We start from the raw sequence: 26,704 nt of genomic DNA, 5'->3' as shown, positions 1-26,704 counted from the left end.
GGCATGCAGATCCTAATTGCACCGGATTCTTTCAAGGAAAGTTTGTCAGCTACTCAGGTTGCTCAAGCTCTGCAGACAGGATTTTCTCAGGCCTTGCCAGATGCCAGCTTTGACTTGCTACCGGTCGGTGACGGCGGCGAGGGGACAATGGCTGCGCTGACAGCAGCCTTGGGCTGGGCTGAATTTCATCACACTGTGACTGGACCCTTTGGCCAGCCAGTAAAAATGCCCTACGCCAGAAATGGTCAGCAAGCGCTTTTTGAAATGGCTGACTTGGTAGGACTTGCCTCTATTCCTAAGGAAAAACGAAATCCCTTGGCCTTAGAGACCAAAGGGTTGGGAGAATTGATTTTGCACCTAGCTGAAGACGGTGTTAGAAAAATTTTAGTTGGTGTTGGAGGTTCGGCCAGCAATGACGGTGGAATTGGACTGGCAGCGGGCCTGGGCTATGAATTTTTCGATGCGGACAATCATAGACTGCGCCCCATTGGCTCGTTTTTGGGAAAGGTTGCCCGAATATCAGCTGAGCAGGTTCCTGCTTTCTTGAAAGAAGTTGAGATTGAGATTTTGACGGATGTAGACAATCCTCTATGCGGTGAGCGTGGTGCGACAACTGTTTTCGGAGGTCAGAAAGGTCTAGCACCCTTATTATTCTCTCAAGTGGATCAAGCCATGGCAGATTTCTATCAGTTGGTTGATCCTCAGGTGATTGATATGGATGGAGCTGGAGCCGGAGGCGGAATGGCTGCAGGACTGGTCGCTTTTGCTGGAGGAAAAATCGTTTCGGGTATCGAAACCTGTTTAGATTTACTGGATTTTGATGACAGAGTTAAAAAAGCGGACTTGGTCGTCGTTGGCGAAGGACGGATGGACCGTCAGTCTTTGGCGGGTAAGGCACCAATCGGGGTCGCAAGACGAACACCTGAAGGCATTCCTGTACTGGCTATTTGCGGCAGTCTGGCAGATGATTTACCGGATTTCCCAGTTGAGAATATTCAGGCAGCTTTTCCTATTATTGCACAAGCAGATAGTTTAGATAAGATCCTAGAGCAGGCCGAGCAAAATTTGATTCGAACAGCCAGAAATATTGGGCATCTACTAAAAATGAAAAAAAGCGGTTAGTCCGCTTTTTTTAGTAGGTATTCAATTTCTTTGACTATCATGCCCTTTTCAAAGAAGAAGATATCACAAGACAGGTCACCCAACTCATTTTCTAAAATAGTCACAATCCGACTCTGGTCAGGACTAAGCTGATAATAAGTACAACGAAATTGGACGGGGTTGTTATGGTAGGCTTTTTGAATCTTAGTCAAGTAGTCCGCTTTTCCTTCGATGATTTCGGTTGTGTCACCTTCTAATTCCCAGCTAACTTGATTAGAAAGAAAGCTCTGATAGGTTTGCCAATCACGTTGATTTTCTGCTTCAAAGAAGGCAAAAAGTTTTTCTAAATTTTTCATCCTATCCAAACCATTTTTTCCAGAGGGAGCGCTTTTCTTTTGCTGGTTTTTCTGCTGGCTGAAGGAGTCCAGCAAACTGTTGGTTCATATCCTTATCATCTACTTGGACAAGATGGTCGCTATGGACAATCAGGCCAAAAGGAGAAGACTGGTAATCGCTTGAGACAATAGTAGCCTCGCAGCCCAGTTCCTTGGAGGTTTTTAGATAAAAGATTTGATTGCCTGACTCGACTTCTGGGGAAATTTTGACAATTACAGGTTGGCAGTTTTTCATGATGCTGCTGAGCATTTCCTTGAAATGACTGCGAATGAGAGTCTCGTTGGCTTGCTCAATAGAGCAGGAGGCCAGCACTCGCTCCTCAAAAGTCCCTAAAAATCTACGCTGTTCATCAGGGTTGAGCTTGACTCCGCCCTGGGCTTTTTCCATGATTACTTTATTAATATCAGTCATAATAAAATTGTACCATAAAAGGAGAAATTCTAAAAGGTTGAATATTCGTTCTGGCTCGCTGGAAAAACATTTATATAGTAAATTTGGAATCGTTTTCTTGTGCAAAATTTCTCAAATTTGCTTAGATTCTCTATTTTTCCTTGAAAAAAAAGCGTTTTTGAGGTATCATAGACTAGTAAATAATTTTAAATAATAAGGAGAGTAAGAAATGTCAATTATTACTGATGTTTACGCTCGCGAAGTCCTAGACTCACGCGGTAACCCAACACTTGAAGTAGAAGTTTATACTGAATCAGGTGCTTTCGGACGTGGTATGGTTCCTTCAGGAGCTTCTACAGGTGAACACGAAGCAGTTGAACTTCGTGATGGCGACAAATCTCGTTACGGTGGTCTTGGTACACAAAAAGCAGTTGATAATGTAAACAACGTTATCGCTGACGCTATTATCGGTTACGATGTTCGTGACCAACAAGCTATCGACCGTGCAATGATTGCTTTGGACGGTACTCCTAACAAAGGTAAATTGGGTGCGAACGCAATCCTTGGTGTGTCTATCGCTGTAGCTCGTGCTGCTGCTGACTACCTTGAAATCCCTCTTTACAGCTACCTTGGCGGATTCAACACTAAAGTTCTTCCAACTCCAATGATGAACATCATCAATGGTGGATCTCACTCTGATGCTCCAATCGCATTCCAAGAGTTCATGATCTTGCCAGTTGGTGCTCCAACATTCAAAGAAGCTCTTCGTTACGGTGCTGAAATCTTCCACGCTCTTAAGAAAATCCTTAAATCTCGTGGTTTGGAAACTGCCGTTGGTGATGAAGGTGGATTCGCTCCTCGCTTTGAAGGAACTGAAGATGGTGTAGAAACTATCATCGCTGCTATTGAAGCTGCTGGCTATGTTCCAGGTAAAGATGTATTTATCGGATTTGACTGTGCATCATCAGAATTCTACGATAAAGAACGTAAAGTATACGACTACACTAAATTTGAAGGTGAAGGCGCTGCTGTTCGTACATCTGCAGAGCAAATCGACTACCTTGAAGAGTTGGTTAACAAATACCCAATCATCACTATCGAAGATGGTATGGATGAAAATGACTGGGATGGTTGGAAAGCTCTTACTGAACGTCTTGGTAAGAAAGTACAACTTGTTGGTGACGACTTCTTCGTAACAAACACTGACTACCTTGCACGTGGTATCAAAGAAGGTGCTGCTAACTCAATCCTTATCAAAGTTAACCAAATCGGTACTCTTACTGAAACTTTTGAAGCGATTGAAATGGCTAAAGAAGCTGGTTACACTGCAGTTGTATCACACCGTTCAGGTGAAACTGAAGATTCAACAATCGCTGACATCGCTGTTGCAACTAATGCAGGTCAAATCAAGACTGGTTCACTTTCACGTACAGACCGTATTGCTAAATACAACCAATTGCTTCGTATCGAAGATCAACTTGGTGAAGTTGCTCAATACAAAGGTCTTCAAGCTTTCTATAACTTGAAAAAATAATCTAACAACCTTTAAGAGGAGCTAGGACTTAGTCCTAGCTTTTTTGATGTGTAAAGATGTAACAATGGATATTTTTTGATTTAGGAACCACCCTAATTGATGAGAGGGAGATTTATCATCTTTTCCGAGAAAATTGCCTAGAAGTACTGTGTGGGTCTGGTCATGCTCTTTCCCTTGAAAAATTAGAGGACAAGATGACAGTTTTTCTTTCGGAAAATATAATCAAGTAATCCCTGCGTTTCCTTGTGACTACATGCTTGAAAAAGTGAGCGATTTACTGAAGATTTTATAGCTTTCTTGTATCAAAATCAGTCTTTTATGGTATACTAGCAAAGTGGAAGGAGGAGTACAATGGAAGAATTATTAAATCAGGTCTTACTATCACAGGATAGTGAAGTTTTCAATCAGATATTTGACGATTACTATCCCATTGATATTGCTCTTTCTTTGGAGGCCTTGGAGGATGATGAAGGGAATCTTCTCAAAACCTTTACAGAAATGGCTAGTGATGATCAATTGGTAGAGATTTTAAAAGAAGCCGAGCCGGAGTTGCAACGAAAGATTATCCAATCGATTTCTTTCAAACGTACCAGCACTCTTTTTCATCTTATGCCAGATGATGATGTGGTAGATATTTTGGGTTACTTGAGTGTGGACTTGCGTAAGCAATACTTAAGTATGATGAAAAATACCAGTCAAGAGAATTTGAAAGCTATGTTGGCTTACGATCCTCAGACAGCTGGTGGTCTGATGACGACAGAATTCATTACCTTAAATGAAAATCTGACCGTCTCAGCAACTCTCAATAAATTGAGGGAGATTTCGCCCAATACGGAAGTTATTGATACCTTATTTATAAGGAATGTGCATCATTCGCTAGTTGGCTGGATTGATATCCGTGATTTGTTTATTCATGATGCGGAGATGAAACTCAGTGAATTTATGAATACTCAGATAGTGAGTGTAACACCAGAGGTTGACCAAGAGGAAGTGGCACAGCTTTCTGCCAAATATAATTTATCTGTCGTACCGGTCGTCAATCATCGGCAGGTATTGCTAGGAATCATCACTATTGACGATATCGTCGATGTTTTGCAAGAAGAGTATCAAGAAGATATCTTGCGGATGGGTGGTGTCCAAGAAAGTGAAGAAATTGGAGGACCTTTCAAAGAATCACTCAAGAAACGCTTACCTTGGTTGATGATTAACCTAGTGACAGCCTTTCTAGCTTCTGCGACAGTGGCACTTTTTGATGATACGATTTCAAAAGTTGTAGCATTAGCAGCGATTAGTCCTATTATCACAGGAATGGGCGGAAATTCTGCCTCTCAGACACTTGCTTTAGTTATCCAGGGAATTGCCTTGGGGAAACTGGATCTGAAAGAAGATCGGAATTTAGTATTCAAAGAAATCGTGCTAGCTTTGGTTAATGGTTTCTTTACTGGCTTGATTGCAGCGATTGTCATGTTCGTCTTCTATCAAAATTTCTATCTGTCTGTTATTGTGGTATTGGCTATGATGATCAATCTAGCATGTGGTGCTCTATTTGGTTACTTTGTACCGTTGATTATCAAGACCCTGCATCAGGATCCGGCTCTAGCCTCGACCATTTTCATTACCACAGCAACAGATGTGTTAGGTTATCTAGCTTTTCTAGGCTTAGCACAAATTTTCTTACCATTGATTTTATAAAAAAGAATAAAAAACGCTTGATTTTTCAAGCGTTTTTGTTATGTTTACTTAGAACAAACCTTTAATTTTATCAATTGCGCCGCTGGCCATTTCATTTCCAGCTACTAATTTTTTGGCTTGATCTAGGTATTCACCGAGTTTGTCTTTGTTTTCTTCGATAAACTTTTTGGCGCCATCAAAGTCTTTCTTTTCAATCATTTCTTTTACTTGATTAAATAAATCTACTGGATTCATGGTAGTTGCTCCTTAATAATTTTTATACTATTTAATCAAATTTCTAATAGAAAGACAAGAATTCTGCTTATTTAAAGGTCACACAAACAGCTTCGGGAACGTAGAAATCATGGGAGATTTCTGCCAATTTTCCACTTTCCGCATCGCGTTTGAAGATGGTTGCATTGTCTGAGTCTTGATGGACAGCGATGATATGATTTTGATCCGGTGTGATGTTGAAATCTCGTGGATTTTGGCCATTGGTAGGTGCAATCTGGATTAACTCCAAACTGCCATCAGCTAAGATTTTGTAAACAGCAAGAGAGTCATGGCCGCGGTTGGAAGCGTAGAGGAACTTGCCGTCAGCAGACAGGCGGATAGCAGCTGTTCCATTGGCTCCTTCAAAGTCCTCTGGCAAGGTGGAGACAGTTTGCAGGTATTCAAAATGGCCGACTCCATCGTAAATTAGGACTTCAATAGTAGAATTAAGCTCACAGATTAAATAGGCGATTTTATAATGATGGTGGAAAACGATATGGCGGGCACCAGCTCCAGCGGCACACTTGTAGGTATCCAGAGGAGCGATCTTTCCATCTTCAGCAACATCATAAGTAGTTACTTCATCAGTTCCCAAGTCGCAGGTGATCAGGTATTGATCTGGTGTTAGGTCAGCATAGTGGACGTGAGCAGAGGCCTGATTGGCATGTGGTCCTTGACCTTGGTGGGTAGCTGAGTCAGCTAGTTCCAGTCTGCCGTTAGCTAGGCGTCTGTAAACCAAGACTTGTCCTTTATGATAATTGGCACCGTAAACTAAGTCACGATCCTCGTCGACTGCCACATAGCAGAGCGGAGCCCCTTCTTCAACAACATGGTTGAGGAGCTGACCTGCTTGATCAAAGGCTGCAATACCTCCCTGTCCGTCCTTTGCTCCGACAGAATAGAGATGTCCAGCCTTATCAAAGGCTAGGTAGGTCGGACTGGGCTCTTCAGCAAACAAGGTCAAGTTTTCTAAAGTTCCTTTGTTAGAATTAAAATCTGCCTTATAAATTCCCTTGGAATCTCTGCGAGTATAGGTTCCAAAGTAAACTGTTTGTGCCATGACATTACCTCGTATTTATTTAGATTGCTTGCTACTATTATATCATAAAAGCAGATGATAGGTCTTAGAGCGGAAGATTTGCCTGATTTTCAAAAGAATAGTATTAGTTTCGAAAAAACAGATAAAAAACAGATAGTGGGTAGGAAGGGGATAGATGGCTTTGTTAGAATAGAATTGTTCAAAAAAACAATTACTGTCAGGAAGCAACAAACTTCCTGCTTGTCAAACAAAGGAGAAATCAAATGAACGTTAAAAAAATTGCTATGCTCGTTGCTCTTATCGGAATGTCAGGATTCTTTTTAGCCGCATGCGGAAATAAAGAAGCTGATAACTCAGAAATTAAGGATGGAAAACAAGTGGACTTCCAGAAAGATGCTGTTGATAAGAAGACCAAGACAGTTGATGGCAAAGAAGTGACAGAATACACAATGCCTGATGGGAACGTTATCCAAATTCCAGCAGATGGTGAGGAAATTCCAGAAGATGGATCAGGATCTAGCTCAGAAGCTGAATAAAGATTAAAACATGTAGGTTGGAGGCAATATGTTTCGAAGAAAAAAAATGAATCGTAAGACCATTCTATTGGGCAGCACGGTCATTCTCGCTTGTGCTGGACTGGGAGGCTATCTGTATTTTAGACAGATCAATCAACAACAGGCCATGAAAATGGTAGATAAGACGATTGATTCGCTGACAGTCCAAGAAGCTGTCAATAACAGTAAAAAAACAAGCCTGGTTTTATCTGGGGAAGTAGTTGCCAACAATAGCAGTAAGGTCAAGATTGACCCTTCGAAGGGGGAAGTCAAGGAAGTATTTGTCAAAAATGGTGATACCGTTACACAAGGACAGCCGCTCTTTTCCTATGCGACAGAGCAGCAATTGACAGCCCAGTCGGCTCAATATGATGCCCAGTCCAAGGCAAATGGCATTACAGCCGCTCAAAACAGCGCTGCGATTAAATGGGAAACCTATAATCGCAAGTTGGCCAGCTTAAACTCACTCAAGGACAAATACAATTCCAGTCAGGATGAGTCATTGCTGGAGCAGATAAAGTCAGCTGAAGACGAGCTGGCTCAGGCACTGAGCGATGCTAAGACTGCGGATAGTGAAGTGACGACAGCTCAGATTGAGGCTGAAAAGGCTCAGGTGACAGCTCAGACTGAATCAGACCGGATGAAGTATGATACTGTGACTGCCGATACAGCAGGAACAATTACCTCTATGAATGAAGATTTGCCTAATCAGTCCAAGGCCAAAAAAGAAGAAGAAAACTTTATTGAGATTATGGACAAGTCCAAAACTCTGGTCAAAGGGACTGTCAGTGAATTTGACCGTGAAAAGCTGAGTGTCGGCCAGAAAGTGGAAGTGGTGGATCGCAAGGATCCTAAGAAACGCTGGAGTGGTACGGTAACTCAGGTCGGCAGTCTGACAGCAGAAAATACTTCCAATAATAATGGTGGGAATAAGCAACAGGAAAATCCCAACCAAGGTAAGTATCCTTATACAGTTGAGCTGGATCAGGGTGGCGAAATGCCACTGGTGGGCTCCCATTCCTATGTCAACATCGTGGAGAATGCTCCCGAGGCAGGAAAGGTAGTTGTCAATAAGGCATATACTTTCAGTAAAAATGGCAAGACCTATGTCTGGAAGGTAGAGGGCAAGACTCTGAAAATGCAGGAAGTCAAGACCAAGAAAGTTTCTGACCGTTTGGTAGAGATTACAGAAGGTCTGACTATGCAGGATACCATTTCAACACCGAGAGCAGGTATGGAAGAAGGGATGGAGGTAGGACAGCATGTTAAAGCTTAAGGATATCCACAAATCTTATCAGCAGGGCAGTCAGGAATTTCCAATTTTAAAAGGAATTGATCTGCATGTGAAAGAGGGGGATTTTCTGGCTATCATGGGACCGTCTGGATCTGGCAAGTCCACTCTGATGAACATTATCGGCTGTCTGGATAAGGCAAGTTCAGGGACTTATCATATTGAAGGGACCGATGTGTCTGAGCTATCTGACAATCAGCTTTCCGATCTGCGTAATCAGAAGATTGGCTTTGTTTTTCAAAATTTTAACCTCATGCCCAAGCTAACGGCCTGTCAAAATGTGGAACTGCCTCTGACTTACATGAAAATTCCTAAAAAAGAGAGACGGGAGCGGGCTCTGGAAATGCTGCGGTTGGTCGGGCTGGAAGAAAGAAGTGATTTCAAACCTATGGAGCTGTCCGGTGGTCAGAAGCAACGGGTAGCCATTGCGCGAGCCTTGGTAACTAATCCCAGCTTTATCCTTGGGGACGAACCAACGGGGGCACTGGATACCAAGACCAGTGTGCAGATTATGGACCTCTTTAAGCAGTTTAATGATGAGGGTAAGACCATTGTCATCATTACCCATGAGCCGGAAGTAGCCCAACTCTGCAAGCAGACGGTTATCCTGCGGGACGGTAATATAGAGAGCAAAGCGATAGGATAGAAAGGAAGCTGTATGGAAGATATTTTTGTAGCTCTGAATTCAATCTTGTCGCATAAAATGCGCTCTATGCTGACCATGTTGGGGATTATCATCGGGATAGGCGCTATCATCGCTATCTTTTCTATCATTGAGGGAAATACGGAAAATACCAAGCGTCAGCTCATCGGCGGCAACAATAACACAATCAAGGTCGTCTATGACAAGAAAAGCGCCATCGATCCGACCATTCCAGAGAAATCTCAAGCTCAGAAGCCTTCTTATATTCCCTTTATGGGAGAGGATGTATTAAGCAAGATTAAGGAAATCTCTGGGGTCAAGAATGCTCTGCTGACCTATGGTACAGATGAGAAGATTTACTATCTGAGCCAAAAGTCATCTGGGAAGATTCAGGCTGTTTCGCAGACAGCCGCTGACATCAAGCAGCAACGTCTGCTAGAAGGTGAAGAATTTGACTCAGAAGCCTTTAAAAATCAAGAACAGGTGACCTATCTGGAAAAGTCCCTTTATGACAGTCTTTTTCCAAAGGGGGATGGCATTGGCAAATATGTGGAAGTTTTGGGCAATCCTTTCAAGGTCATTGGCGTGTTTGAGTCCACAGAGCAGAGTGGCTTAACAGCTGGTGCGGAAAAGGTGGCCTATATTCCCCTGCAGCAGTGGCATCGGATTTTTGATACCATTAATGTCAGTCCTGAAGTGACCGTCCAAACCCATAAGGCAGATGATTTGAAGAAGGTAGCCAAGAAGGTTAGTGATTACCTCAATCAGCAAATGCCACCGTCAGACTATATGTTTGGCGTGCTCAACCTACAGGAATTTGAACGGCAGCTGGATAATCTCAACAAGTCTAACTTCGTCTTGCTAGCGGGTATTGCCAGTATCTCCCTCCTAGTCGGAGGTATCGGTGTTATGAATATCATGCTGGTTTCAGTGACAGAGAGGACTCGTGAAATCGGGATTAAAAAGGCTCTGGGAGCTCGGCGGAAGATCATTCTCAAGCAGTTCCTGATTGAGGCAGTTATCCTGACTCTGATGGGAGGGATTATTGGCGTGGTAGCTGGTATCGCCTCGGGCTTTGCCATCACCCAGTCTCTAGCCTATCCGTATATTCTATCCCTCTTTTCTGTCTTTGTAAGTTTGCTCTTTTGTTGTATAATAGGAGTAGTATTTGGGCTCCTGCCAGCTGTGAAAGCATCTAAGCTGGATCCGATCGAAGCCCTGCGATTTGAATAGGTAAAGGAGAAAAAGCTAAGTATGCACAAGATTCTAGTGGTGGAAGATGATACGACGATTAATCAAGTGATTTGCGAGTTTTTAAAGGAAAGTCAGTATGAGGTAAGGCCAGTATTTGATGGTGGCGATGCCTTACAGGCTTTTGAAGAAGAGCCCTTTGATCTGGTCATCTTAGATATGATGCTTCCTACCAAGAGCGGTCTGGAAGTACTGAAGGAAATCCGCAAGACTTCTCAGATTCCGGTCATGATTTTGACAGCTCTGGATGACGAGTATACCCAGCTAGTCAGCTTTAATCATCTCATCAGTGATTATGTAACCAAGCCTTTTTCACCGCTAATCTTGGTCAAACGGATTGAGAATATTCTGCGCAGAAATACAGTTGCTTCAGAGATTGCTGTTGGCGACCTGACGGTTTCTATTGATGACTGCACGGTTTACTGGCAGGGTGAGAAGATGCCTCTGACCAAGAAAGAATATGAAATCTTGCAGACTCTGGCTAAGAGGAAGGGGCATTTGGTGACCCGAGATCAGCTGATGACTACCATTTGGGGCTACAGCGAGCTGGATAGTCGGGTGCTGGATAATCATATCAAGAATATCCGCAAAAAGATTCCAGGTGTGCCGCTGAAAACCATTACGGGTATGGGTTATCAGCTTGGAGGAGAAGACAAGTGAAAATTGTCAAAAAGAACTTTCTCTTGACCTCGTCCATCATTTTCGTGGTGGTGACTATCGTTCTAGCCAGTCTTTACTTTGCCATGCCGGTGTATTATCAGCAGGTTAAGAGTGGAGAAGCTCAGCGGGAATTTGACCAAGTTTCCAAGCAAGTCAAGGGAAAGTCCAGTCAGGAAATCGGCGAGCTGTTGAGTGATTATAGTAAAAAGAGCAATCTGATTTGGTTTACCTTGCTAGCGAAAGACAATACGATCCTCTATCCCTCTCTTGAAGCTGGCGATGAAAGCTCTCTGCAGCTGACTATCGTTCCAACGATTGCCAATAGTGACTATGAGAGCAAGAGTTTATCAGAAAGCTTTCGAACTTCAGATGGTAAAGAAGTTGTCCTGAGAGGGGAATATTCCTTACAGCCGGTTTCTGATGCTAGTCGGATTTTGCTCAATCTCTATCCATTTGTCTTGCTCATATCTCTGAGTCTGGGTGGCCTGGCTGCCTATCTCTACAGTCGGACTTCCAGTCAGCGTATCAAAGCCATCTCTAAGAGTACCCGTCAAATGACGAGTCTGGCTCCAGATGTGACCTGTCAGGTCAAGGGGCGTGATGAGATTGCCGAACTGGCCCAAGACATCAATCACCTCTATGCTAATCTACTGACCAGTATTGAAGCTCTGCGCCTAGAAAATGAAAAGGTAGCAGAAAGCGAGCGGGAAAAGGCTGAGTTCTTGCGGATGACATCACATGAGCTCAAGACACCCATTACCAGCATGATGGGGATGGTTGATGGCATGATCTATGGTGTAGGAGAGTTCAAGGATCGCGACAAGTACTTGCAGAAGTGCCGAGAAATCCTAGAGGAGCAGTCGGAGTTAGTCCAGTCTATCTTAGCCATTTCTAAACTGGAGATGAAGACTGAAACCGAACAGGAAGTCTTTTCACTCAAGCAGGTCTTGGAGGAAAATCTGAGCACCTATCGAGTTTTAGCAGATGTCAGACACTACCATTTTCAGGTTGAGCTGGCAGAAGCGAAGGTCAAGGGTAACCGCACCTATCTGCTCAAGGCTATCAAAAATCTTCTGGACAATGCCTTTCATTATACAGTAGAAGGCGGACAGATTCTACTCAGGCTGGAAGAGCGTAAGCTAGTCATCGAAAATGAGGCGGAACGAGTTTTGAACAAAGACCAAATTCAGCAGATTTTTCAGCCTTTCTACCGGCCAGACTACAGTCGCAATCGCAAGGATGGCGGAACTGGTCTGGGACTCTTTATCGTTCAGCAGATTTTGGATAAGCATGGTCTGCGATATCAGTTTGAAGCCGTTGATGGGCGGAAGATGCGCTTTAGCATTTTTCTGCCAACTGTCGAGAAATAACCTTGCATTCTAGCTGGCCTTGCAGGAACCGAAGAGGGAAGTCAGAAGCTGTATTTTGCGAAAAATACAAGTTTTCTGGCACCTCTCTTTTTTTGCTTTTCCCTATAGCTGAGCAGAGAATTTTTCTCCGAAAAATGTTACAATGAAATGACAAGTCAAAGGAGGAGAATATGGAGCACAAAGAGAAAGATTTTAGCCTATCTTGGTTTTTTAAATGGTTTTTGGATAACAAGGCCATTACAGTATTTTTAGTAACACTTTTGATGGGACTGAATATTTTTATACTTAGTAAAATCAGTTTTATTTTTAGTCCAGTCATTGAATTCTTGGGAGTGATTATGCTGCCGGTTATTTTAGCTGGCCTGCTTTATTATCTGTTAAATCCAATCGTCGACTGGATGGAAAAGCATAAGATTAATCGACTGGTTGCTATTACCATTGTCTTTGTTTTAATTGCTTTTTTGATTATCTGGGGCTTGGCTGTTGCTATTCCTAGCTTGCAGCATCAGGTCATGGCCTTTGTCAGAAATGTTCCGGCTTATCTGAAGCAGGCTGACAAGTTCATCGACGATGTTGTGACCAAGTATATTTCGGCAGATTTCAAGCCGCAGATTGAAGAATACACTAGCAATCTATCTAGCCAGATTACCGATTGGGCCAGCAATTTTTCATCGCGAGCAGTTAACTGGGCGGGGAACTTAATCAGTACAACTTCGCAGATCATCGTGGCAATTATCATCATGCCTTTTATCCTTTTTTACCTGCTGAGAGATGGGAAAAATCTGAAAGGCTATGTGACCCAGTTTCTGCCAACTAAATTCCGCGAATCCTTTGGTCAAGTGATGACGGATATCAACAGCCAGTTGGCTAATTATGTGCGAGGTCAGGTGACGGTTGCTATCATTGTAGCTCTGATGTTTATTGTTTTCTTCAAGATTATTGGTCTGCGCTATGGTGTCACTCTTGGAGTAATTGCCGGCGTTCTCAATCTGGTGCCTTATCTGGGCAGCTTTTTGGCTATGCTTCCGGCTCTGGCCATCGGTTTGATTGCTGGCGGTCCAGTGATGCTGGCTAAAGTCATTGTTGTTTTCATTGTTGAACAGACTATCGAGGGGCGTTTTGTTTCTCCTCTGGTCTTGGGCAGTCAGCTCAGCATTCATCCAATTACGATTTTATTCGTATTATTGACTTCTGGTACCATGTTTGGCATTTGGGGCGTTTTCCTGGGAATTCCCGCCTATGCTTCAGCAAAAGTAGCCATTGCAGCCATCTTTAAGTGGTATCAGAAAGTAAGTGGCCTCTACGAAGCCGATTTTGAACAAGAAGGAGAAATCAGTGAGCAAGAGTGAGCAAATGTTGGCAGCTTTACAGGAGCAGGACCTAGCTCTGGCTGATCGCTATTTCGAGCAAGCCCTGACTACAGACAGCGAAGAAGAATTATTGGATTTGGCCGATTACTTAGAGAGTATCGGCTTTTTCCCTCAGGCCAAGCGTATTTTTGAAAAGTTGGCCCCTGACTATCCGGCTTCTTATATCAGCTTGGCAGCTATTGCCAGTGATGATGGAGAGTTGGAGCAGGCTTTTGCCTATCTGGAGGAGATTCAGCCAGATAGTGATTGGTATGTTGCTGCTCTCTTGGCTAAGGCTGACCTCTATCAGCTAGAGGGGCTTCCTGATGTGGCTCGAGAAAAATTAGCTCAGGCAGCAGAGCTGACTGATGAGCCTTTGATAACCTTTGGTCTGGCTGAGATAGATTTGGAGCTGGGGGATTTTTCACAGGCGATTAAGGAATACTCCCAGCTAGACAATCGCTCAATCTTAGAGCAGACAGGCGTCTCAACCTATCAGCGAATTGGGGTATGCTATGCCAGTCTTGGAAAATTTGCAGCGGCTATTGAGTTTTTGGAGAAAGCGGTTGAGCTGGAGCATGACGATGCTGCGGTTTATGAGCTGGCAACTATATTAGCGGACCAGGAAGAATACCAGAAGGCCAATCTTTATTTCAAGCAACTGGATACTCTGTCACCGGATTTTGAAGGCTACGAATATGGCTATGCCCTGTCTCTTCATGCGGAGCATCGGACGGCTGAAGCCTTGACTCTTGCCCAGCAGGGCTTGGCTAAGAATCCTTTTGAGACTCGGCTCTTGCTTTTAGCCTCGCAGCTTTCTTATGAACTTCATGATGAGAAAGCGGCTGAACATTATCTCTTGCAAGCTCAGGAAGATGCGGATGATTTGGAAGAGATTGCCTTGCGATTGACTACTCTTTATTTGGAGCAGGAGCGCTATGAAGATATTTTAGAATTTGCTGAGCAAGAAGTCGATAATGCCTTGACCCGCTGGAATCTGGCGCGTGCTTATCAGGCTTTGGAAAATCTGGAAAAAGCAGAGGAACTCTATAATCAACTGGCTCGTGAATTGCATGATAATCCAGAGTTTCTAGAGCAGTATGTCTATCTTTTGCGAGAATTAGGCAGATTTGAAGAAGCTAAAAGGGCTGCTGCTTCTTACCTGAGATTGGTACCTGATGATGCTAGTATGCAGGAGCTTTATGAAAGTTTATAATAGCTGAAGAAGCACTCGCTCAGCCCTTTCCCGAGATTTATGGTATAATGATTGGCGTAGAAATTCAGTAAGCCAATGTAATAAAGATGAAAAAACTTAGCTGGATGGGCAATAATATTTATAAGAAGAGAAAGATTAAGGAAAAAGATGGCAGAACCAATCAAATTATTTCAATATAATACTTTGGGAGCTTTGATGGCTGGTCTTTACGATGGCAGTATGACTGTTGGAGAGCTGCTTCAGTATGGAGATTTGGGCTTGGGAACACTGGACTCTATTGATGGTGAGCTTATTATTCTCGATGGTAAGGCTTATCAAGCAAAGGGCTCTGGAGAAGTGCCAGAAGTGGTTGAGGTGTCACCGGATATGACAGTACCTTATGCGGCAGTTGTTCCACATCAGGCGGAGGTCATTTTCCGTCAGCGCTTTGAGATGGATGACAAGGAGCTAGAAAAGCGAATTGAGTCTTACTATGATGGGGAAAATCTTTTCCGCTCTATCAAGATTCACGGTGATTTTGCTCATATGCATGTTCGGATGATTCCCAAGTCTACGACGGAACGGAAGTTTGCAGAAGTAGCAGTCAACCAGCCTGAGTATCGTAAGGAAAATGTCACGGGCACCATCGTTGGTATCTGGACGCCTGAGATTTTCCACGGGGTCAGTCTGGCAGGCTATCATCTGCATTTTGTATCGGATGATTTAACTTTTGGTGGACATGTTATGGATTTTGTTATCAAGGAAGGTGTCGTCGAGTTGGGCGCTGTAGACCAGCTGGATCAGCGTTTCCCGGTACAAGATCGCAAGTATCTCTTTGCTAAGTTTAATATGGATGAGATGAAAGAAGATATGGAAAAGTCGGAATAAATAGTAGGGGTGAGCATTGTTTGCTTCCCTCTTTTTTGATATAATTGGAAAAAGAATAGAGGAGAAGAGAAGCTATGATTTATTTGGTAAACGCCAGTCCGAATAGGAATGGTAATAGTTTTAAGTTTGGGCATTTTTTTTTTGCGGGATAGAGATTACGAGGCCCTTCAATTAGTGGACTACCACATTGAGCAATATGGCCAGTCAGCAGAAAACGACCAGTTCTTTCAAGTCTATGAGCAACTGAGTCAGGCTGATGTACTGGTCTTTACCAGTCCTATTTATTGGTGGTCTTTTTCGGGTCTGCTAAAAACCCTGTTGGACCGATTGGCTGATGTGCATGAGCCGCAGGAAGCACTCAAGGGCAAAAAGGTGTTTTTCCTCCTGCAAGGTTCTCAACCTAGCAAAGAAATTGAAATGCTGGACTACGTGATGAGCCGCTTTTGCCAGAACTGCGGACTCGAATATGAGGGGCTGGCAGTAACCAATCATGAGCTAAAAGAAATCGAAGGTTGGGAATTAGCAGCCCTACAGGAAAAATTAGATAAGGTTTTATCAGAAGGTTAAAAGTGAGAAGATTCGTTTGCGGATCTTCTTTTTTTGCTATAAAAATGGAGTCTTTTTTTTATGTGTCTATTTTTGGACACTATGCCCCTCAACTACAGTCATATCCATGGCTAACTAAATATAAATGTTGTATAATACCAATTGCTATTAAATATTAATATAGGAGATTCTATGGGAAAAGAATTATTTAACCCCCATTTAAACAAGTTTTCGATTCGAAAATTAAATGTCGGAGTTTGCTCGGTATTATTATCTACCGTTTTCCTTTTAGGTACTGCGGCTACAGTCAATGCAGATGAAACTGCCAGCGGATCTGTAGATGATAATATCTCACTGCCCGAAAAACCGACGGACTCTGCTATGAGTCAGCCAGTCAGTCAGCCTGCTCTTGAGAATACAGCAACATCCGCTGTTTCTGAAACAGCTAACTCAGAAGCAATTGTTAATCAAAATCAGCTGGTAAGTCCAGCTTCTGCCCCAGAGCAAGTGACACCTGAAAAGGCGCAAGAAGCTAATCAAACAGCTGAGACCTCTAATGAAGCAAGACCTGCTGAAGCTAGTCGGACTCGCTCTTATTCAGTACAATATACGCCAAAACCAAGTTCTGCAGCTATACCGAGGTCTGAGCGTAATGGCCAGCCAATGGAGGCAGGAACATCATTCCGTACAGCCAGTCCTGCTGGTCAAGCTAGCTCTGCTATACAAGATGCAACACCTAATCCTACAGTTTCTAAACCAACACTGGAAGAATCAGTGAGGAAACGTTCTGATGAGTTGATGAAGCAGGTAAACTGGCTAGATTTTGGTGATACTAAATCACTGAGAAATCTAGATAAAGATGGCTCCTTTAAAGTTGGAACAGTATATGAGAAGGAAATTTCTCCAGGCTATGTGGTCAAACTGACTGTTACTGAATTGAAACCTTTCTATGCGACAGAGATCTATCGTGATCGAGTAAAGGGAACTGAGTACGAAAGCAGTTATGATCCCAATGCAAAAAATACTTGGCTTCAATATAACAATAGCAATAATTATGCTTATCAGTATTGGTATGGTGATGATTACCGTCCTAAAATTACTGGTGCTGCTCAGAATCAATATTCAGCTATTAAGTCAGAAGGAATTGATACCAAAGGCCGTAAAACCCAACTCCAGGTTCCTAAAGATGAAGCCAACTATGGCGTGAAGTTCAAAGTTGAAGCTAGATATCGTGGGAAGCCTGTTAAAGCAACCGTTGTCATGGCTGATGGAGAAGAGGCAAACCCTGGTGAGTATGCTATCTTTACAACCAATGGTAAGGGTTGGGAACATTTGGCCGAATGGAAGCGTACAGTTACAGGCGCAAATGGTGTGACTACTGAGATTACAGAAACCTATAAGCCAATGAAGCCTACTACAGAAGGCCAATTTATTGGAAATGACGGTACTGGGGTTCATTGGCAGGCCTATGTCAGTCCTGATCAAAAGACTGGCGGACTGGGAAGTCAAGTATTTGGACCGAACGTTTCTAGACACAATACAATTCCGCTTGTCATGACACGTGGTGCATCAGAGGTTGGTATTTATATAGCTTCTTCTGGCCAGCAGGCTGCGATGATTGGTTTTATGGCAATTGATGAAGGGGATGCACCGGATTCTTATGGAAAAGCTATCCATGCTATTTCAAGATACAATGCTGAAACTGGCGGTCAAAATCCACAGCCATTCTTGGGCCGAGTGGAGGCTGATATTGATACCACATCTGGAAACAACTGGAAGCATGACGATCAGAATGATTTAGCCGATGAAGGTATTAATCAGCTCTTGTCTGATGATTTAGTCGGGAAAACCAATGGTCTTTTTCCAGTAAACCGTCTGCATGACGGAGATTATTCTCTCGGCATCCATGCTTCAGCTAACGGATACGAAAAAGCCTATGTCCGCGCCTGGATTGACTTCAATAATAATGGTGTCTTTGACGAAGACGAAGCCAGTGAATTTACCGAAGTAACAACTGCGGGAGATTATACTGTCAACTTTAAGAAGAATCCAGCCATGACCAATCCTGAACTTAGCAAGCTGGGAATGCGGGTTCGTATTGCCTTGAACAAGGGAGATATTGAAAAGCCTACTGGAACAGCATTTAGTGGTGAGGTTGAAGACCTAGAAGTTGAACTGACCTATCCACCAAAAGGGGAGAAGAAGGAAAGTACTGGAATCCGTGATCAGAGACAGACAGCCACTCTTCATTTCACTCCTCAGGGGATTGCTAAAAATACTGAAAATAAGAGAGTAGCGATTGATACTACTAAAGCTCCGATTGTATTGGATGCGAGAGGAAATGCCCTGACTGCTGATGCAGCAGGCTGGTATAACACTGCTGAAGGCCGTTATAAAGTAACAGCAAACGGTGCGGATGTAGATGTGGTATATGAGCCTAAGACTGGCTTTGTCGGCACAGCCCAGGGGATTAACATCCGTCGTTTTGATACTAACGGCGCAAGTACAGATTGGATTGCCAAGAATCAGGCTGAAGCAGCCATCAATGACCAGCTCAACACCATGGATGGACGCTATGTGCCAACCGTGCTCAATGTTCCTAAGTATGAAACAACGGATGCTCAAGGACTAAAGCAAGAAAAGACGCCTGTCTTTAATGATGGTGATGCTGGCAAAACTCCGGCAAATCCGACTGCAGCAAATCCTGTGAAATTTGTGAAAGCAGATGGAGCGACTACAGATGATACTAGAGTTCCAGCTTTATCAAATGGTCGGGAAGTCGGTCGTTTTGAAATCCAACCTGCAACAGGTAAGATTACTTTCAAACCAAACAAAAACTTTGTTGGGACTGTAGACCCTGTTTCCGTTCAGCTGACTGATGGCAAAGGTATTCCGCATCAAGCTGTTTATCAGCCAAAGGTGACTCCTGTTAGACCAACTGCTCAAGGTGCCAGCAGCGAGGGCATTCAAGGTGCAGTTCAGACAGGGCAATTGACCTTCAATCCAGGCAATAATCGTGTTCCTATTGATAGCAAGAAGTTGCCAACCTTTGATAATGACAGCCAAACTAAAACAGTTGCTGGTGTCGGCACTTATCAGGTGGATAATCAAGGCCTAGTAACCTTTACTCCACTGCCGACTTATACTGGACGTCCAGCGGCAGAGACTGTCAAGCGAGTAGATGTCAATGGAACAGAAGTAACAGCTACCTATCAGGCTGATGTGAAAGCAGCAGCACCAAGTGCAACGAATGCTGAAACCAGTGGTAGACAAGGTCAAGTTCAGCGAGGAAAAGTCAGCTTCACAGAAGGTTCTGCGCAAGTCAATGGTCAAAAACAAACGGTGGCCTTTCCAGCTGGCTCAACTCCGCTCTTTGACAATGGTTCGGCTGTTAAAGAAGTGCCTACTGTTGGTAAGTTTGAAGTGGATGAGGATGGAAATGTAACCTTTACTCCAGAGAAACAATTTAAAGGCCTTACGCCAGACATCAGGATTACTCGTACAGATAGGAATGGTAGCACAGCTACAGCTATCTACAAGGCAACAGTCACTGCTGTTACTCCAACAGGGACAAACATTACCAGCACTGGTAAACAAGGCCGTCCACAGATAGGTAAGCCAAACTTTGTAAGTGGCAATCCAGATGTACCAATGGATAATGACACTCCTGCGACTTTCGATGATGGAAGCAAGCGCAAGGTGGTTCCAAATGTCGGTATCTTTGAAGTAACACCAGATGGATCTGTCACTTTCACACCTGACAAGCAATTTGTTGGGACACCAGACCCAGTTCTTGTTAAGCGAGTGGATAAGAATGGTACGCCAGTGACTGCTAAGTACACGCCTACTGTTGAGAAAGTGGCCCCAAGAGCAACAGGCGCTCAGACAAAAGGGCCACAAGGTCAAGTTCAAAAAGGCAAGGTTACTTTTGAACCAGGAAGTCCTCAAGTTGGTTTCCCAGAAAACAGCACGCCAGTCTTTGACACCGGCACTAATGTCAAAGAAATTGCCAAAGTCGGTAAGTTCGAAGTGGACGGAGAGGGTAATGTCACCTTTACTCCAGTCAAAACCTTTGTAGGTAAAACTCCTGAAGTTGAACTCAGTCGTACAGATGTCAACGGTACATTAGCCAAGGCCAAATATCGAGCGACTGTGACCGCTGTGACTCCGACGGGAACTGGAGATCAGACAGAAGGTCCGCAAGGCCAAGTTCAAAAGGGCCGTGTAACTTTTAAAGCTGGCGATCCAAAAGTCGGATTCCCAGCCAACAGCACGCCAGTCTTTGACACGGGTACGAATGTCAAAGAAATTGCCAAAGTCGGTAAGTTTGAAGTAGATGCGGAGGGCAATGTCACCTTCACGCCAGACAAACAGTTCAAGGGTGAAACACCAGAAATTAGCATTTCTCGCAAAGATGCAAATGGTATTGCCGCGAAAGTCACTTATATCGCGACGGTCACATCAGTAACTCCAACAGGAACTAATGTGACTAGCACAGGTCCTCAAGGTCTTCCGCAAACGGGTACCCCAACTTTCCAAGGTGGTGATCCGTTAGTTCCGATTGATGAAGCAGTAGAGCCAACTTTCGAAGATGGCAGTAAGAAGAAAGCTATTCCAGGTCAGGGAACCTACACCATTGCACCAACTGGCACAGTGACCTTCACGCCAGAGAAGCAGTTTGTAGGCAAGCCAGATCCAATCACTGTAAAACGAGTCGATAAGAATGGTACACCAGTCACTGCGACTTACAGTCCAGAGTTTACCAAGGTGACTCCAACTGGTACTGGTGATAAGACAGAAGGATTGCAAGGTCAGGTTCAAGAAGGTCATGTCACCTTCACGCCTGGTCATGCTTCTGTACCATTCCCAGCTGAAACAACTCCACTCTTTGACAATGGTTTGACTGTTAAAGAGATTCCAACCGTTGGTAAATTTGAAGTGGATGCCAATGGTAAGGTTACTTTCACGCCAGAGAAGCAGTTTAAGGGAACCACTCCTGAGCTGACATTGGTTCGAGCTGATGTGAATGGCACTCCTGTCACCGTCAAATACCAAGCTGTAGTGAAAGAAGTGGTTCCAACGGGAACAAATATTACCAGCATTGGTGAGCAAGGCCGTCCACAAACAGGCAAGCCAAACTTCGTGAGCGGCACTCCGGGAGTTCCACTGGATAATGATACTCCGGCTACTTTCGATGATGGAAGCAAGCGCAAGGTTGTTCCAAATGTCGGTATCTTTGAAGTGGCACCAGACGGTTCTGTTACCTTTACCCCAGATAAGCAATATGTTGGGACGCCAGATCCAGTTGTTGTTAAGCGAGTGGACAAAAATGGCACTCCTGTGACAGCTAACTATACGCCAACTGTTGAGAAAGTGACTCCAAGAGCGACAGGTGCTCAGACGGAGGGGCTTCAAGGCCAAGTTCAAAAAGGCAAGGTTACTTTTGAAGCAGGAAGTCCGCAAGTCGGCTTCCCAACCGGCAGCTCACCGGTCTTTGATACTGGTACGAATTTCAAAGAAATTGCCAAAGTCGGTAAGTTCGAGGTTGATACAGAGGGGAATGTTACTTTCACACCAGTCAAATCGTTTGTTGGTAAGACACCAGAAGTTGAACTTAGCCGTACAGATGTCAATGGTACAGCAGCAAAAGCCAACTACCAAGCAACTGTGACAGCTGTTACTCCGACAGGTACTGGTGATAAGACAGAAGGATTACAAGGTCAGGTTCAAAAAGGTCATGTCACCTTCACGCCAGGCCATGAATTAGTTCCATTCCCAGCAGGCTCGACTCCGCTATTTGGTAACGGAAAAAATATTAAAGAAATACCAAATATCGGTAAGTTCGAAGTAGATGCAGATGGCATTGTGACCTTCACTCCAGACAAACAGTTCAAGGGTGAAACACCAGAATTAGGAATTATTCGTGTGGATGCCAACGGAACTCCTGTTACAGTTAAGTACCAAGCGGTAGTGAAAGAAGTAACTCCGACAGGTACCACCGTGACGAGCATCGGTCCACAAGGTATGCCGCAAACAGGAACTCCAACTTTCAAAGGTGCAGACCCACTAGTTCCAATCGATGAAACTGTTGAGCCAACTTTCGCAGATGGAAGTAAGGAGAAGAAGATTCCAGGCCAGGGAACGTACACCATTACTCCAGATGGCGTAGTGACCTTCACGCCAGAGAAGCAGTTTGTAGGCACACCGGACCCAATCACAGTGAAGCGAGTGGACAAGAACGGCACACCAGTGACGGCAACTTACAGTCCAGAGTTTACTAAAGTAACTCCAACAGGTACCAATGCAACAAGCACCGGTCCACAAGGTCTTCCTCAAATTGGCACACCGACCTTTGCAGGTGGTGATCCATTGGTTCCGATTGACGAAACAGTTGAACCGACCTTTGAAGATGGAAGCAAGAAGAAGACCATTCCAGGTCAAGGAACGTATACCATCACTCCGGATGGAGCAGTGACCTTCACGCCAGACAAGCAATTTGTAGGTAAACCAGATCCAGTCACAGTAAAACGAGTGGATAAGAACGGCACACCAGTGACAGCGACCTACAGTCCAGAGTTTACCAAGGTAACTCCAACAGGCACCGGTACTAAGACAGAAGGCTTGCAAGGTCAGGTTCAAGAAGGTCATGTTAGCTTCACTCCAGGCCATGATTCAGTTCCATTCCCGGCAGGTTCAACTCCATTATTCGATAATGGTACCGCAGTTAAAGAAGTGCCAAATGTTGGTAAGTTCGAAGTGGATGCGGACGGCAAGGTGACTTTCACTCCAGACAAACAATTCAAGGGTGAAACGCCAGAACTTGAATTGACTCGTGTAGATGCCAACGGTACCCCTGTTACAGTTAAGTACCAAGCGGTAGTGAAAGAAGTCACTCCGACAGGTACTACCTCAACCAGCTCTGGCCCACAAGGCCGTCCACAAACGGGTAAACCAAACTTTGTTGGTGGCGACCCGAATGTACCACTGGATAATGATACCCCAGCGACTTTCGATGATGGAAGTAAACGCAAGGAAGTTCCAAATGTCGGTACCTTTGAAGTAGCACCAGATGGATCTGTCACTTTCACACCTGACAAGCAATATGTTGGTACACCAGATCCGGTAACTGTTAAGCGGGTAGATAAGAATGGTACACCAGTGACGGCTAAGTACACACCAACTGTTGAAAAAGTCACTCCAAGAGCCACAGGTGCTCAGACAGAGGGGCTTCAAGGCCAAGTTCAAAAAGGTAAGATTACTTTTGAAGCAGGAAATCCGCAAGTCGGCTTCCCAGAAAACAGTACACCAGTCTTTGACACTGGCACGAATGTCAAAGAAATTGCCAAAGTCGGTAAGTTCGAGGTTGATATGGAGGGTAATGTTACCTTTACTCCAGTTAAAACGTTTGTCGGTAAGACACCAGAAATCGAAATCAGACGCGCCGATGTCAATGGTACAGTAGCTAAGGCTAACTACCAAGCGACTGTGACTGCTGTTATTCCGACAGGTACTGGCACCAAGACAGAAGGTCTTCAAGGCCAAGTCCAAGAAGGCAAAGTGACCTTCACGCCTGGTCATGATTCAGTTACATTCCCAGCTGGTTCGACTCCGTTATTTGACAATGGCTCTTCTGTCAAAGAAGTACCGAATGTTGGTAAGTTCGAAGTGGACGCAGACGGTAAGGTTACTTTCACTCCAGACAAACAATTCAAGGGTGAAACACCGGAACTCGAATTGACTCGTGTGGATGCCAATGGAACATCAGTAACCGTCAAGTACCAAGCGGTAGTGAAAGAGGCAGCTCCAACAGGCACCACCTCAACCAGTACAGGCCCACAAGGCCGCCCTCAAACAGGTAAACCAAACTTTGTTGGTGGCGACCCGAATGTACCACTGGATAATGATACTCCAGCGACTTTCGATGATGGAAGCAAACGCAAGGAAGTTCCAAATGTCGGAATCTTCGAAGTAACACCAGATGGATCTGTCACTTTCACACCGGACAAGCAATTTGTTGGAACACCAGACCCAGTTGTTGTTAAGCGAGTAGATAAGAATGGTACTCCAGTGACGGCTAAGTACACGCCTACTGTTGAGAAAGTGACCCCAATAGGAACTACCGCAACTAGCACTGGCCCACAAGGCCTTCCTCAAACGGGCACCCCAACCTTTGCAGGTGGTGATCCATTGGTTCCGATTGACGAAACAGTTGAGCCAAGCTTCGACGATGGTAGCAAGGAAAAGACCATTCCAGGTCAGGGAACTTACACCATTACTCCAGATGGCTCAGTGACCTTTACTCCAGACAAGCAGTTTGTAGGCAAACCTGATCCAATCACTGTTAAACGTGTGGATAAGAATGGTACTCCAGTAACTGCGACTTACAGTCCAGAGTTTACCAAGGTGACTCCAACAGGTACCGGCACTAAAACAGAAGGCTTGCAAGGCCAAGTTCAAGAAGGCAAAGTTACCTTCACTCCAGGCCATGATTCTGTTCCATTCCCAGCAGGTTCGACTCCGTTATTTGACAATGGTTCCACAGTTAAAGAAGTACCAAATATTGGAAAGTTTGAAGTGGACGCAGACGGCAAGGTTACTTTCACTCCAGACAAACAATTCAAGGGTGAAACGCCAGAACTTGAATTGACTCGCACTGATGTCAATGGTACCTCTGTTACAGTTAAGTACCAAGCGGTAGTCAAAGAGGTAACTCCAACAGGCACCACCGCAACGAGCACAGGTCCTCAAGGTCTTCCGCAAACCGGCACTCCAACTTTCAAAGGTGCAGACCCACTAGTTCCGATCGATGAGACAGTTGAGCCAACCTTTGCAGATGGCAGCAAGCAGAAGATCATTCCAGGTCAAGGAACGTATACCATCACTCCGGATGGAGCAGTGACCTTCACCCCAGACAAACAATTTGTAGGCACACCGGACCCAATCACTGTGAAACGAGTAGATAAAAATGGTACACCAGTGACTGCGACCTACAGTCCAGAGTTCACCAAGGTAACTCCGACAGGTACTGGTACCAAGACAGAAGGTCTGCAAGGTCAGGTTCAAAAAGGTCAAGTGACTTTTACGCCAGGACATAAATTAGTTCCATTCCCTGCTGGTTCGACTCCACTCTTTGGTAACGGAAAGAATATTAAAGAAGTGCCAAATGTTGGTAAGTTCGAAGTGGATGCGGATAACAAGGTGACCTTTACTCCAATAAAACAATTCAAGGGTGAAACGTCAGAACTGGGATTGATTCGTTTAGATACTAACGGAACTCCTGTTATTGTCAAATATCAAGCAATAGTGAAAGCAGTAGTCCCAACTGGTAAAAATGCTTCCTCTACGAATATCAAAGGCCATGTTCAGACTGGCAAACCTGTCTTCGAAGCAGGTGATCCATTGGTTCCAATTGATGAATCAGTAGAGCCAACCTTCGAAGACGGAAGCAAGGAAAAGACTATTCCAGGTCAGGGAACATACACCATCGCACCAGACGGTACAGTCACCTTCACTCCAGATGCTGATTTCCTTGGTCAGGGTACTGGTGTGACCCTTGTCCGTCGTGATAAGAATGGCACTTCAGTTACAGCTCGCTATGTTCCAACCGTAGTTGAACCATCAACTAGCAAGGACAGTGTATCTAGCGGCCGCAAGGGCCAAGCTCAAACGGGCACGCCAATCTTTGAAGGAGCGATTGACCAGGCAGTAGCACCGACCTTTGCGGACGGCAGCACAGAGATGGTTGTCCCAGGAGAAGGAACATATCGGTTCAATATGCTGGGAGCAGTGACCTTTGTGCCGGAAGCCGACTTTGTCGGAACTGCTCGCGGAGTTGTCGTGAAACGTTCAGATATTTATGGCAATGCCGTGACGGCAACCTATACCCCAACTGTTTTGGGAAGTACTGCTACAGAAGATACCAGCAGCATAGGTCTAAAAGGACAGCCGCAGACTGGCAAACCAATCTTTGAAGGCGACGTGGATCCAACTGTTCCGCCAACTTTCGAGGATGGAAGTACTGAAAAGGTTGTTCCAGGCCAAGGAACCTACACGATTGCGCCAGATGGCACTGTAACCTTTGTACCAGAAACGGGCTTTGTCGGCCAAGCTGATGGCGTAACAGTGATTCGCAAAGACCGTAATGGCCAGACGATTTCAGCGGTTTACGTTCCAACTGTGACAGAAAATCCTGTTCAGCCAGAGCGGACGATTACGCCTGCACCGCCATCACTTTCTAAGAGTGCGGGTGCAAAATCTCTTCCTAAGACCGGTACAGAAGAAACCTCCTACTTGGCAGCAAGCTTACTTGCGGGAGTATCAGGTTTAGGACTGATTGGTTTAGAGAAGAGAAAGAAGAAGTCTGAAGACTAAAAATTAAGAATTTAGGTTTCAGATACTAAATTAAAAGAGGAAAGATTCGTTTATGGATCTTTCCTCTTTTTTTGTTAAAAATAGACTGTTTTCAACAAAGTGTCTAATTATAATGTTGGTTTCTTACAATTATAGTTATATATATGGATAACTAAAATAGAATAGTGTATAATAAAATCTGC

Annotated in this window: 18 protein-coding genes and 1 pseudogene; 15 read left to right on the top strand and 4 right to left on the bottom strand. The window is 44.4% G+C overall.

All coding sequences use genetic code 11. The features are described from left to right. The first annotated feature begins 3 nt into the window (after positions 1-3). Positions 4-1,122, top strand: coding sequence for a glycerate kinase (locus FOC72_RS05950; RefSeq protein ID WP_002895864.1), 1,119 nt, complete (start codon positions 4-6; stop codon positions 1,120-1,122). Here FOC72_RS05950 and FOC72_RS05945 read toward each other — a convergent pair. Then, entirely contained in the window at positions 1,119-1,457 is a 339-nt protein-coding gene (locus tag FOC72_RS05945) for a hypothetical protein (protein ID WP_002895862.1), read from the bottom strand. The genes FOC72_RS05950 and FOC72_RS05945 overlap by 4 nt on opposite strands. Before the next feature lies 1 nt (position 1,458). Beyond that, the gene (locus FOC72_RS05940) at positions 1,459-1,908 is read right to left on the bottom strand and encodes a DUF1694 domain-containing protein (RefSeq protein ID WP_002895860.1); all 450 of its coding nucleotides are present in this window, start codon (positions 1,906-1,908) and stop codon (positions 1,459-1,461) included. Between the two features lie 208 nt (positions 1,909-2,116). Here FOC72_RS05940 and eno point away from each other — a divergent pair, with 208 nt between their 5' ends. Further along, positions 2,117-3,421 (top strand): surface-displayed alpha-enolase, encoded by a 1,305-nt coding sequence (eno, locus tag FOC72_RS05935; protein ID WP_002895859.1) that lies wholly within the window; start codon positions 2,117-2,119, stop codon positions 3,419-3,421. 351 nt (positions 3,422-3,772) lie between these two features. Continuing rightward, complete coding sequence (gene mgtE, locus FOC72_RS05930; RefSeq protein ID WP_002895858.1) at positions 3,773-5,113, top strand: magnesium transporter; 1,341 nt, start codon at positions 3,773-3,775, stop codon at positions 5,111-5,113. A gap of 48 nt (positions 5,114-5,161) precedes the next feature. Here the strand turns inward: mgtE and FOC72_RS05925 are convergent, their stop codons facing one another. Beyond that, positions 5,162-5,347: a hypothetical protein gene (locus tag FOC72_RS05925; RefSeq protein WP_002895857.1), complete on the bottom strand. Its 186-nt coding sequence runs from the start codon at positions 5,345-5,347 to the stop codon at positions 5,162-5,164. 67 nt (positions 5,348-5,414) lie between these two features. Beyond that, entirely contained in the window at positions 5,415-6,425 is a 1,011-nt protein-coding gene (locus FOC72_RS05920; RefSeq protein WP_002895856.1) for a lactonase family protein, read from the bottom strand. A gap of 54 nt (positions 6,426-6,479) precedes the next feature. Between FOC72_RS05920 and FOC72_RS11660 the strand changes: the two genes are divergently transcribed. The 12 genes and pseudogenes from FOC72_RS11660 to FOC72_RS05865 all read left to right on the top strand — a co-directional run bounded on the left by FOC72_RS11660 (position 6,480) and on the right by FOC72_RS05865 (position 26,522). After that, positions 6,480-6,671 carry a hypothetical protein gene (locus tag FOC72_RS11660; protein ID WP_002895854.1) on the top strand — a complete coding sequence of 64 codons (192 nt, stop codon included), beginning with the start codon at positions 6,480-6,482 and terminating at the stop codon, positions 6,669-6,671. After that, positions 6,668-6,940 carry a YgdI/YgdR family lipoprotein gene (locus tag FOC72_RS05915; RefSeq protein ID WP_002895853.1) on the top strand — a complete coding sequence of 91 codons (273 nt, stop codon included), beginning with the start codon at positions 6,668-6,670 and terminating at the stop codon, positions 6,938-6,940. Before FOC72_RS11660 ends, FOC72_RS05915 begins: the two co-directional genes overlap by 4 nt. A gap of 28 nt (positions 6,941-6,968) precedes the next feature. After that, positions 6,969-8,234, top strand: a complete 1,266-nt coding sequence (locus FOC72_RS05910) for an efflux RND transporter periplasmic adaptor subunit (protein WP_002895849.1) — start codon at positions 6,969-6,971, stop codon at positions 8,232-8,234. Further along, the gene (locus FOC72_RS05905; protein ID WP_002895848.1) at positions 8,221-8,895 is read left to right on the top strand and encodes an ABC transporter ATP-binding protein; all 675 of its coding nucleotides are present in this window, start codon (positions 8,221-8,223) and stop codon (positions 8,893-8,895) included. Before FOC72_RS05910 ends, FOC72_RS05905 begins: the two co-directional genes overlap by 14 nt. A 12-nt stretch (positions 8,896-8,907) precedes the next feature. Beyond that, the gene (locus FOC72_RS05900) at positions 8,908-10,125 is read left to right on the top strand and encodes an ABC transporter permease (RefSeq protein ID WP_002895844.1); all 1,218 of its coding nucleotides are present in this window, start codon (positions 8,908-8,910) and stop codon (positions 10,123-10,125) included. Between the two features lie 21 nt (positions 10,126-10,146). Beyond that, a complete protein-coding gene (locus FOC72_RS05895) occupies positions 10,147-10,803 on the top strand; it encodes a response regulator transcription factor (RefSeq protein WP_002895843.1) in 657 nt (218 codons plus the stop codon). After that, positions 10,800-12,173 (top strand): HAMP domain-containing sensor histidine kinase, encoded by a 1,374-nt coding sequence (locus FOC72_RS05890; protein ID WP_002895840.1) that lies wholly within the window; start codon positions 10,800-10,802, stop codon positions 12,171-12,173. Before FOC72_RS05895 ends, FOC72_RS05890 begins: the two co-directional genes overlap by 4 nt. A 170-nt stretch (positions 12,174-12,343) precedes the next feature. Beyond that, positions 12,344-13,522 carry an AI-2E family transporter gene (locus FOC72_RS05885; protein ID WP_002895838.1) on the top strand — a complete coding sequence of 393 codons (1,179 nt, stop codon included), beginning with the start codon at positions 12,344-12,346 and terminating at the stop codon, positions 13,520-13,522. After that, positions 13,509-14,738 (top strand): tetratricopeptide repeat protein, encoded by a 1,230-nt coding sequence (locus tag FOC72_RS05880; RefSeq protein WP_002895836.1) that lies wholly within the window; start codon positions 13,509-13,511, stop codon positions 14,736-14,738. Before FOC72_RS05885 ends, FOC72_RS05880 begins: the two co-directional genes overlap by 14 nt. Before the next feature lie 147 nt (positions 14,739-14,885). Continuing rightward, positions 14,886-15,605, top strand: a complete 720-nt coding sequence (budA, locus tag FOC72_RS05875) for an acetolactate decarboxylase (protein WP_002895835.1) — start codon at positions 14,886-14,888, stop codon at positions 15,603-15,605. A 74-nt stretch (positions 15,606-15,679) separates the two neighbouring features. Then, positions 15,680-16,172: pseudogene (locus tag FOC72_RS05870) on the top strand (flavodoxin family protein). A gap of 171 nt (positions 16,173-16,343) precedes the next feature. After that, on the top strand, positions 16,344-26,522 hold the full coding sequence (locus FOC72_RS05865) for a CshA/CshB family fibrillar adhesin-related protein (protein WP_174606301.1): 10,179 nt from the start codon (positions 16,344-16,346) through the stop codon (positions 26,520-26,522). Positions 26,523-26,704 lie beyond the last annotated feature (182 nt).

This window comes from Streptococcus sanguinis (genome assembly GCF_013343115.1).
GTDB classification, from domain to species: Bacteria; Bacillota; Bacilli; order Lactobacillales; family Streptococcaceae; genus Streptococcus; species Streptococcus sanguinis_H.
Note: the sequence above shows the minus strand (reverse complement) of the source record. Positions and strands in the feature narration are given on the sequence as shown.

Coding starts and splice junctions, on each gene's coding strand:
- FOC72_RS05925 (WP_002895857.1), bottom strand. CDS start 5,347: ATGAATCCAGTAGATTTATTTAATCAAGTAAAAGAAATGATTGAAAAG.
- eno (WP_002895859.1), top strand. CDS start 2,117: ATGTCAATTATTACTGATGTTTACGCTCGCGAAGTCCTAGACTCACGC.
- FOC72_RS05915 (WP_002895853.1), top strand. CDS start 6,668: ATGAACGTTAAAAAAATTGCTATGCTCGTTGCTCTTATCGGAATGTCA.
- FOC72_RS05910 (WP_002895849.1), top strand. CDS start 6,969: ATGTTTCGAAGAAAAAAAATGAATCGTAAGACCATTCTATTGGGCAGC.
- FOC72_RS05895 (WP_002895843.1), top strand. CDS start 10,147: ATGCACAAGATTCTAGTGGTGGAAGATGATACGACGATTAATCAAGTG.
- FOC72_RS05885 (WP_002895838.1), top strand. CDS start 12,344: ATGGAGCACAAAGAGAAAGATTTTAGCCTATCTTGGTTTTTTAAATGG.
- FOC72_RS05945 (WP_002895862.1), bottom strand. CDS start 1,457: ATGAAAAATTTAGAAAAACTTTTTGCCTTCTTTGAAGCAGAAAATCAA.
- FOC72_RS05940 (WP_002895860.1), bottom strand. CDS start 1,908: ATGACTGATATTAATAAAGTAATCATGGAAAAAGCCCAGGGCGGAGTC.
- FOC72_RS05905 (WP_002895848.1), top strand. CDS start 8,221: ATGTTAAAGCTTAAGGATATCCACAAATCTTATCAGCAGGGCAGTCAG.
- FOC72_RS11660 (WP_002895854.1), top strand. CDS start 6,480: ATGATAGGTCTTAGAGCGGAAGATTTGCCTGATTTTCAAAAGAATAGT.
- budA (WP_002895835.1), top strand. CDS start 14,886: ATGGCAGAACCAATCAAATTATTTCAATATAATACTTTGGGAGCTTTG.
- FOC72_RS05950 (WP_002895864.1), top strand. CDS start 4: ATGCAGATCCTAATTGCACCGGATTCTTTCAAGGAAAGTTTGTCAGCT.
- FOC72_RS05920 (WP_002895856.1), bottom strand. CDS start 6,425: ATGGCACAAACAGTTTACTTTGGAACCTATACTCGCAGAGATTCCAAG.
- FOC72_RS05865 (WP_174606301.1), top strand. CDS start 16,344: ATGGGAAAAGAATTATTTAACCCCCATTTAAACAAGTTTTCGATTCGA.
- FOC72_RS05900 (WP_002895844.1), top strand. CDS start 8,908: ATGGAAGATATTTTTGTAGCTCTGAATTCAATCTTGTCGCATAAAATG.
- mgtE (WP_002895858.1), top strand. CDS start 3,773: ATGGAAGAATTATTAAATCAGGTCTTACTATCACAGGATAGTGAAGTT.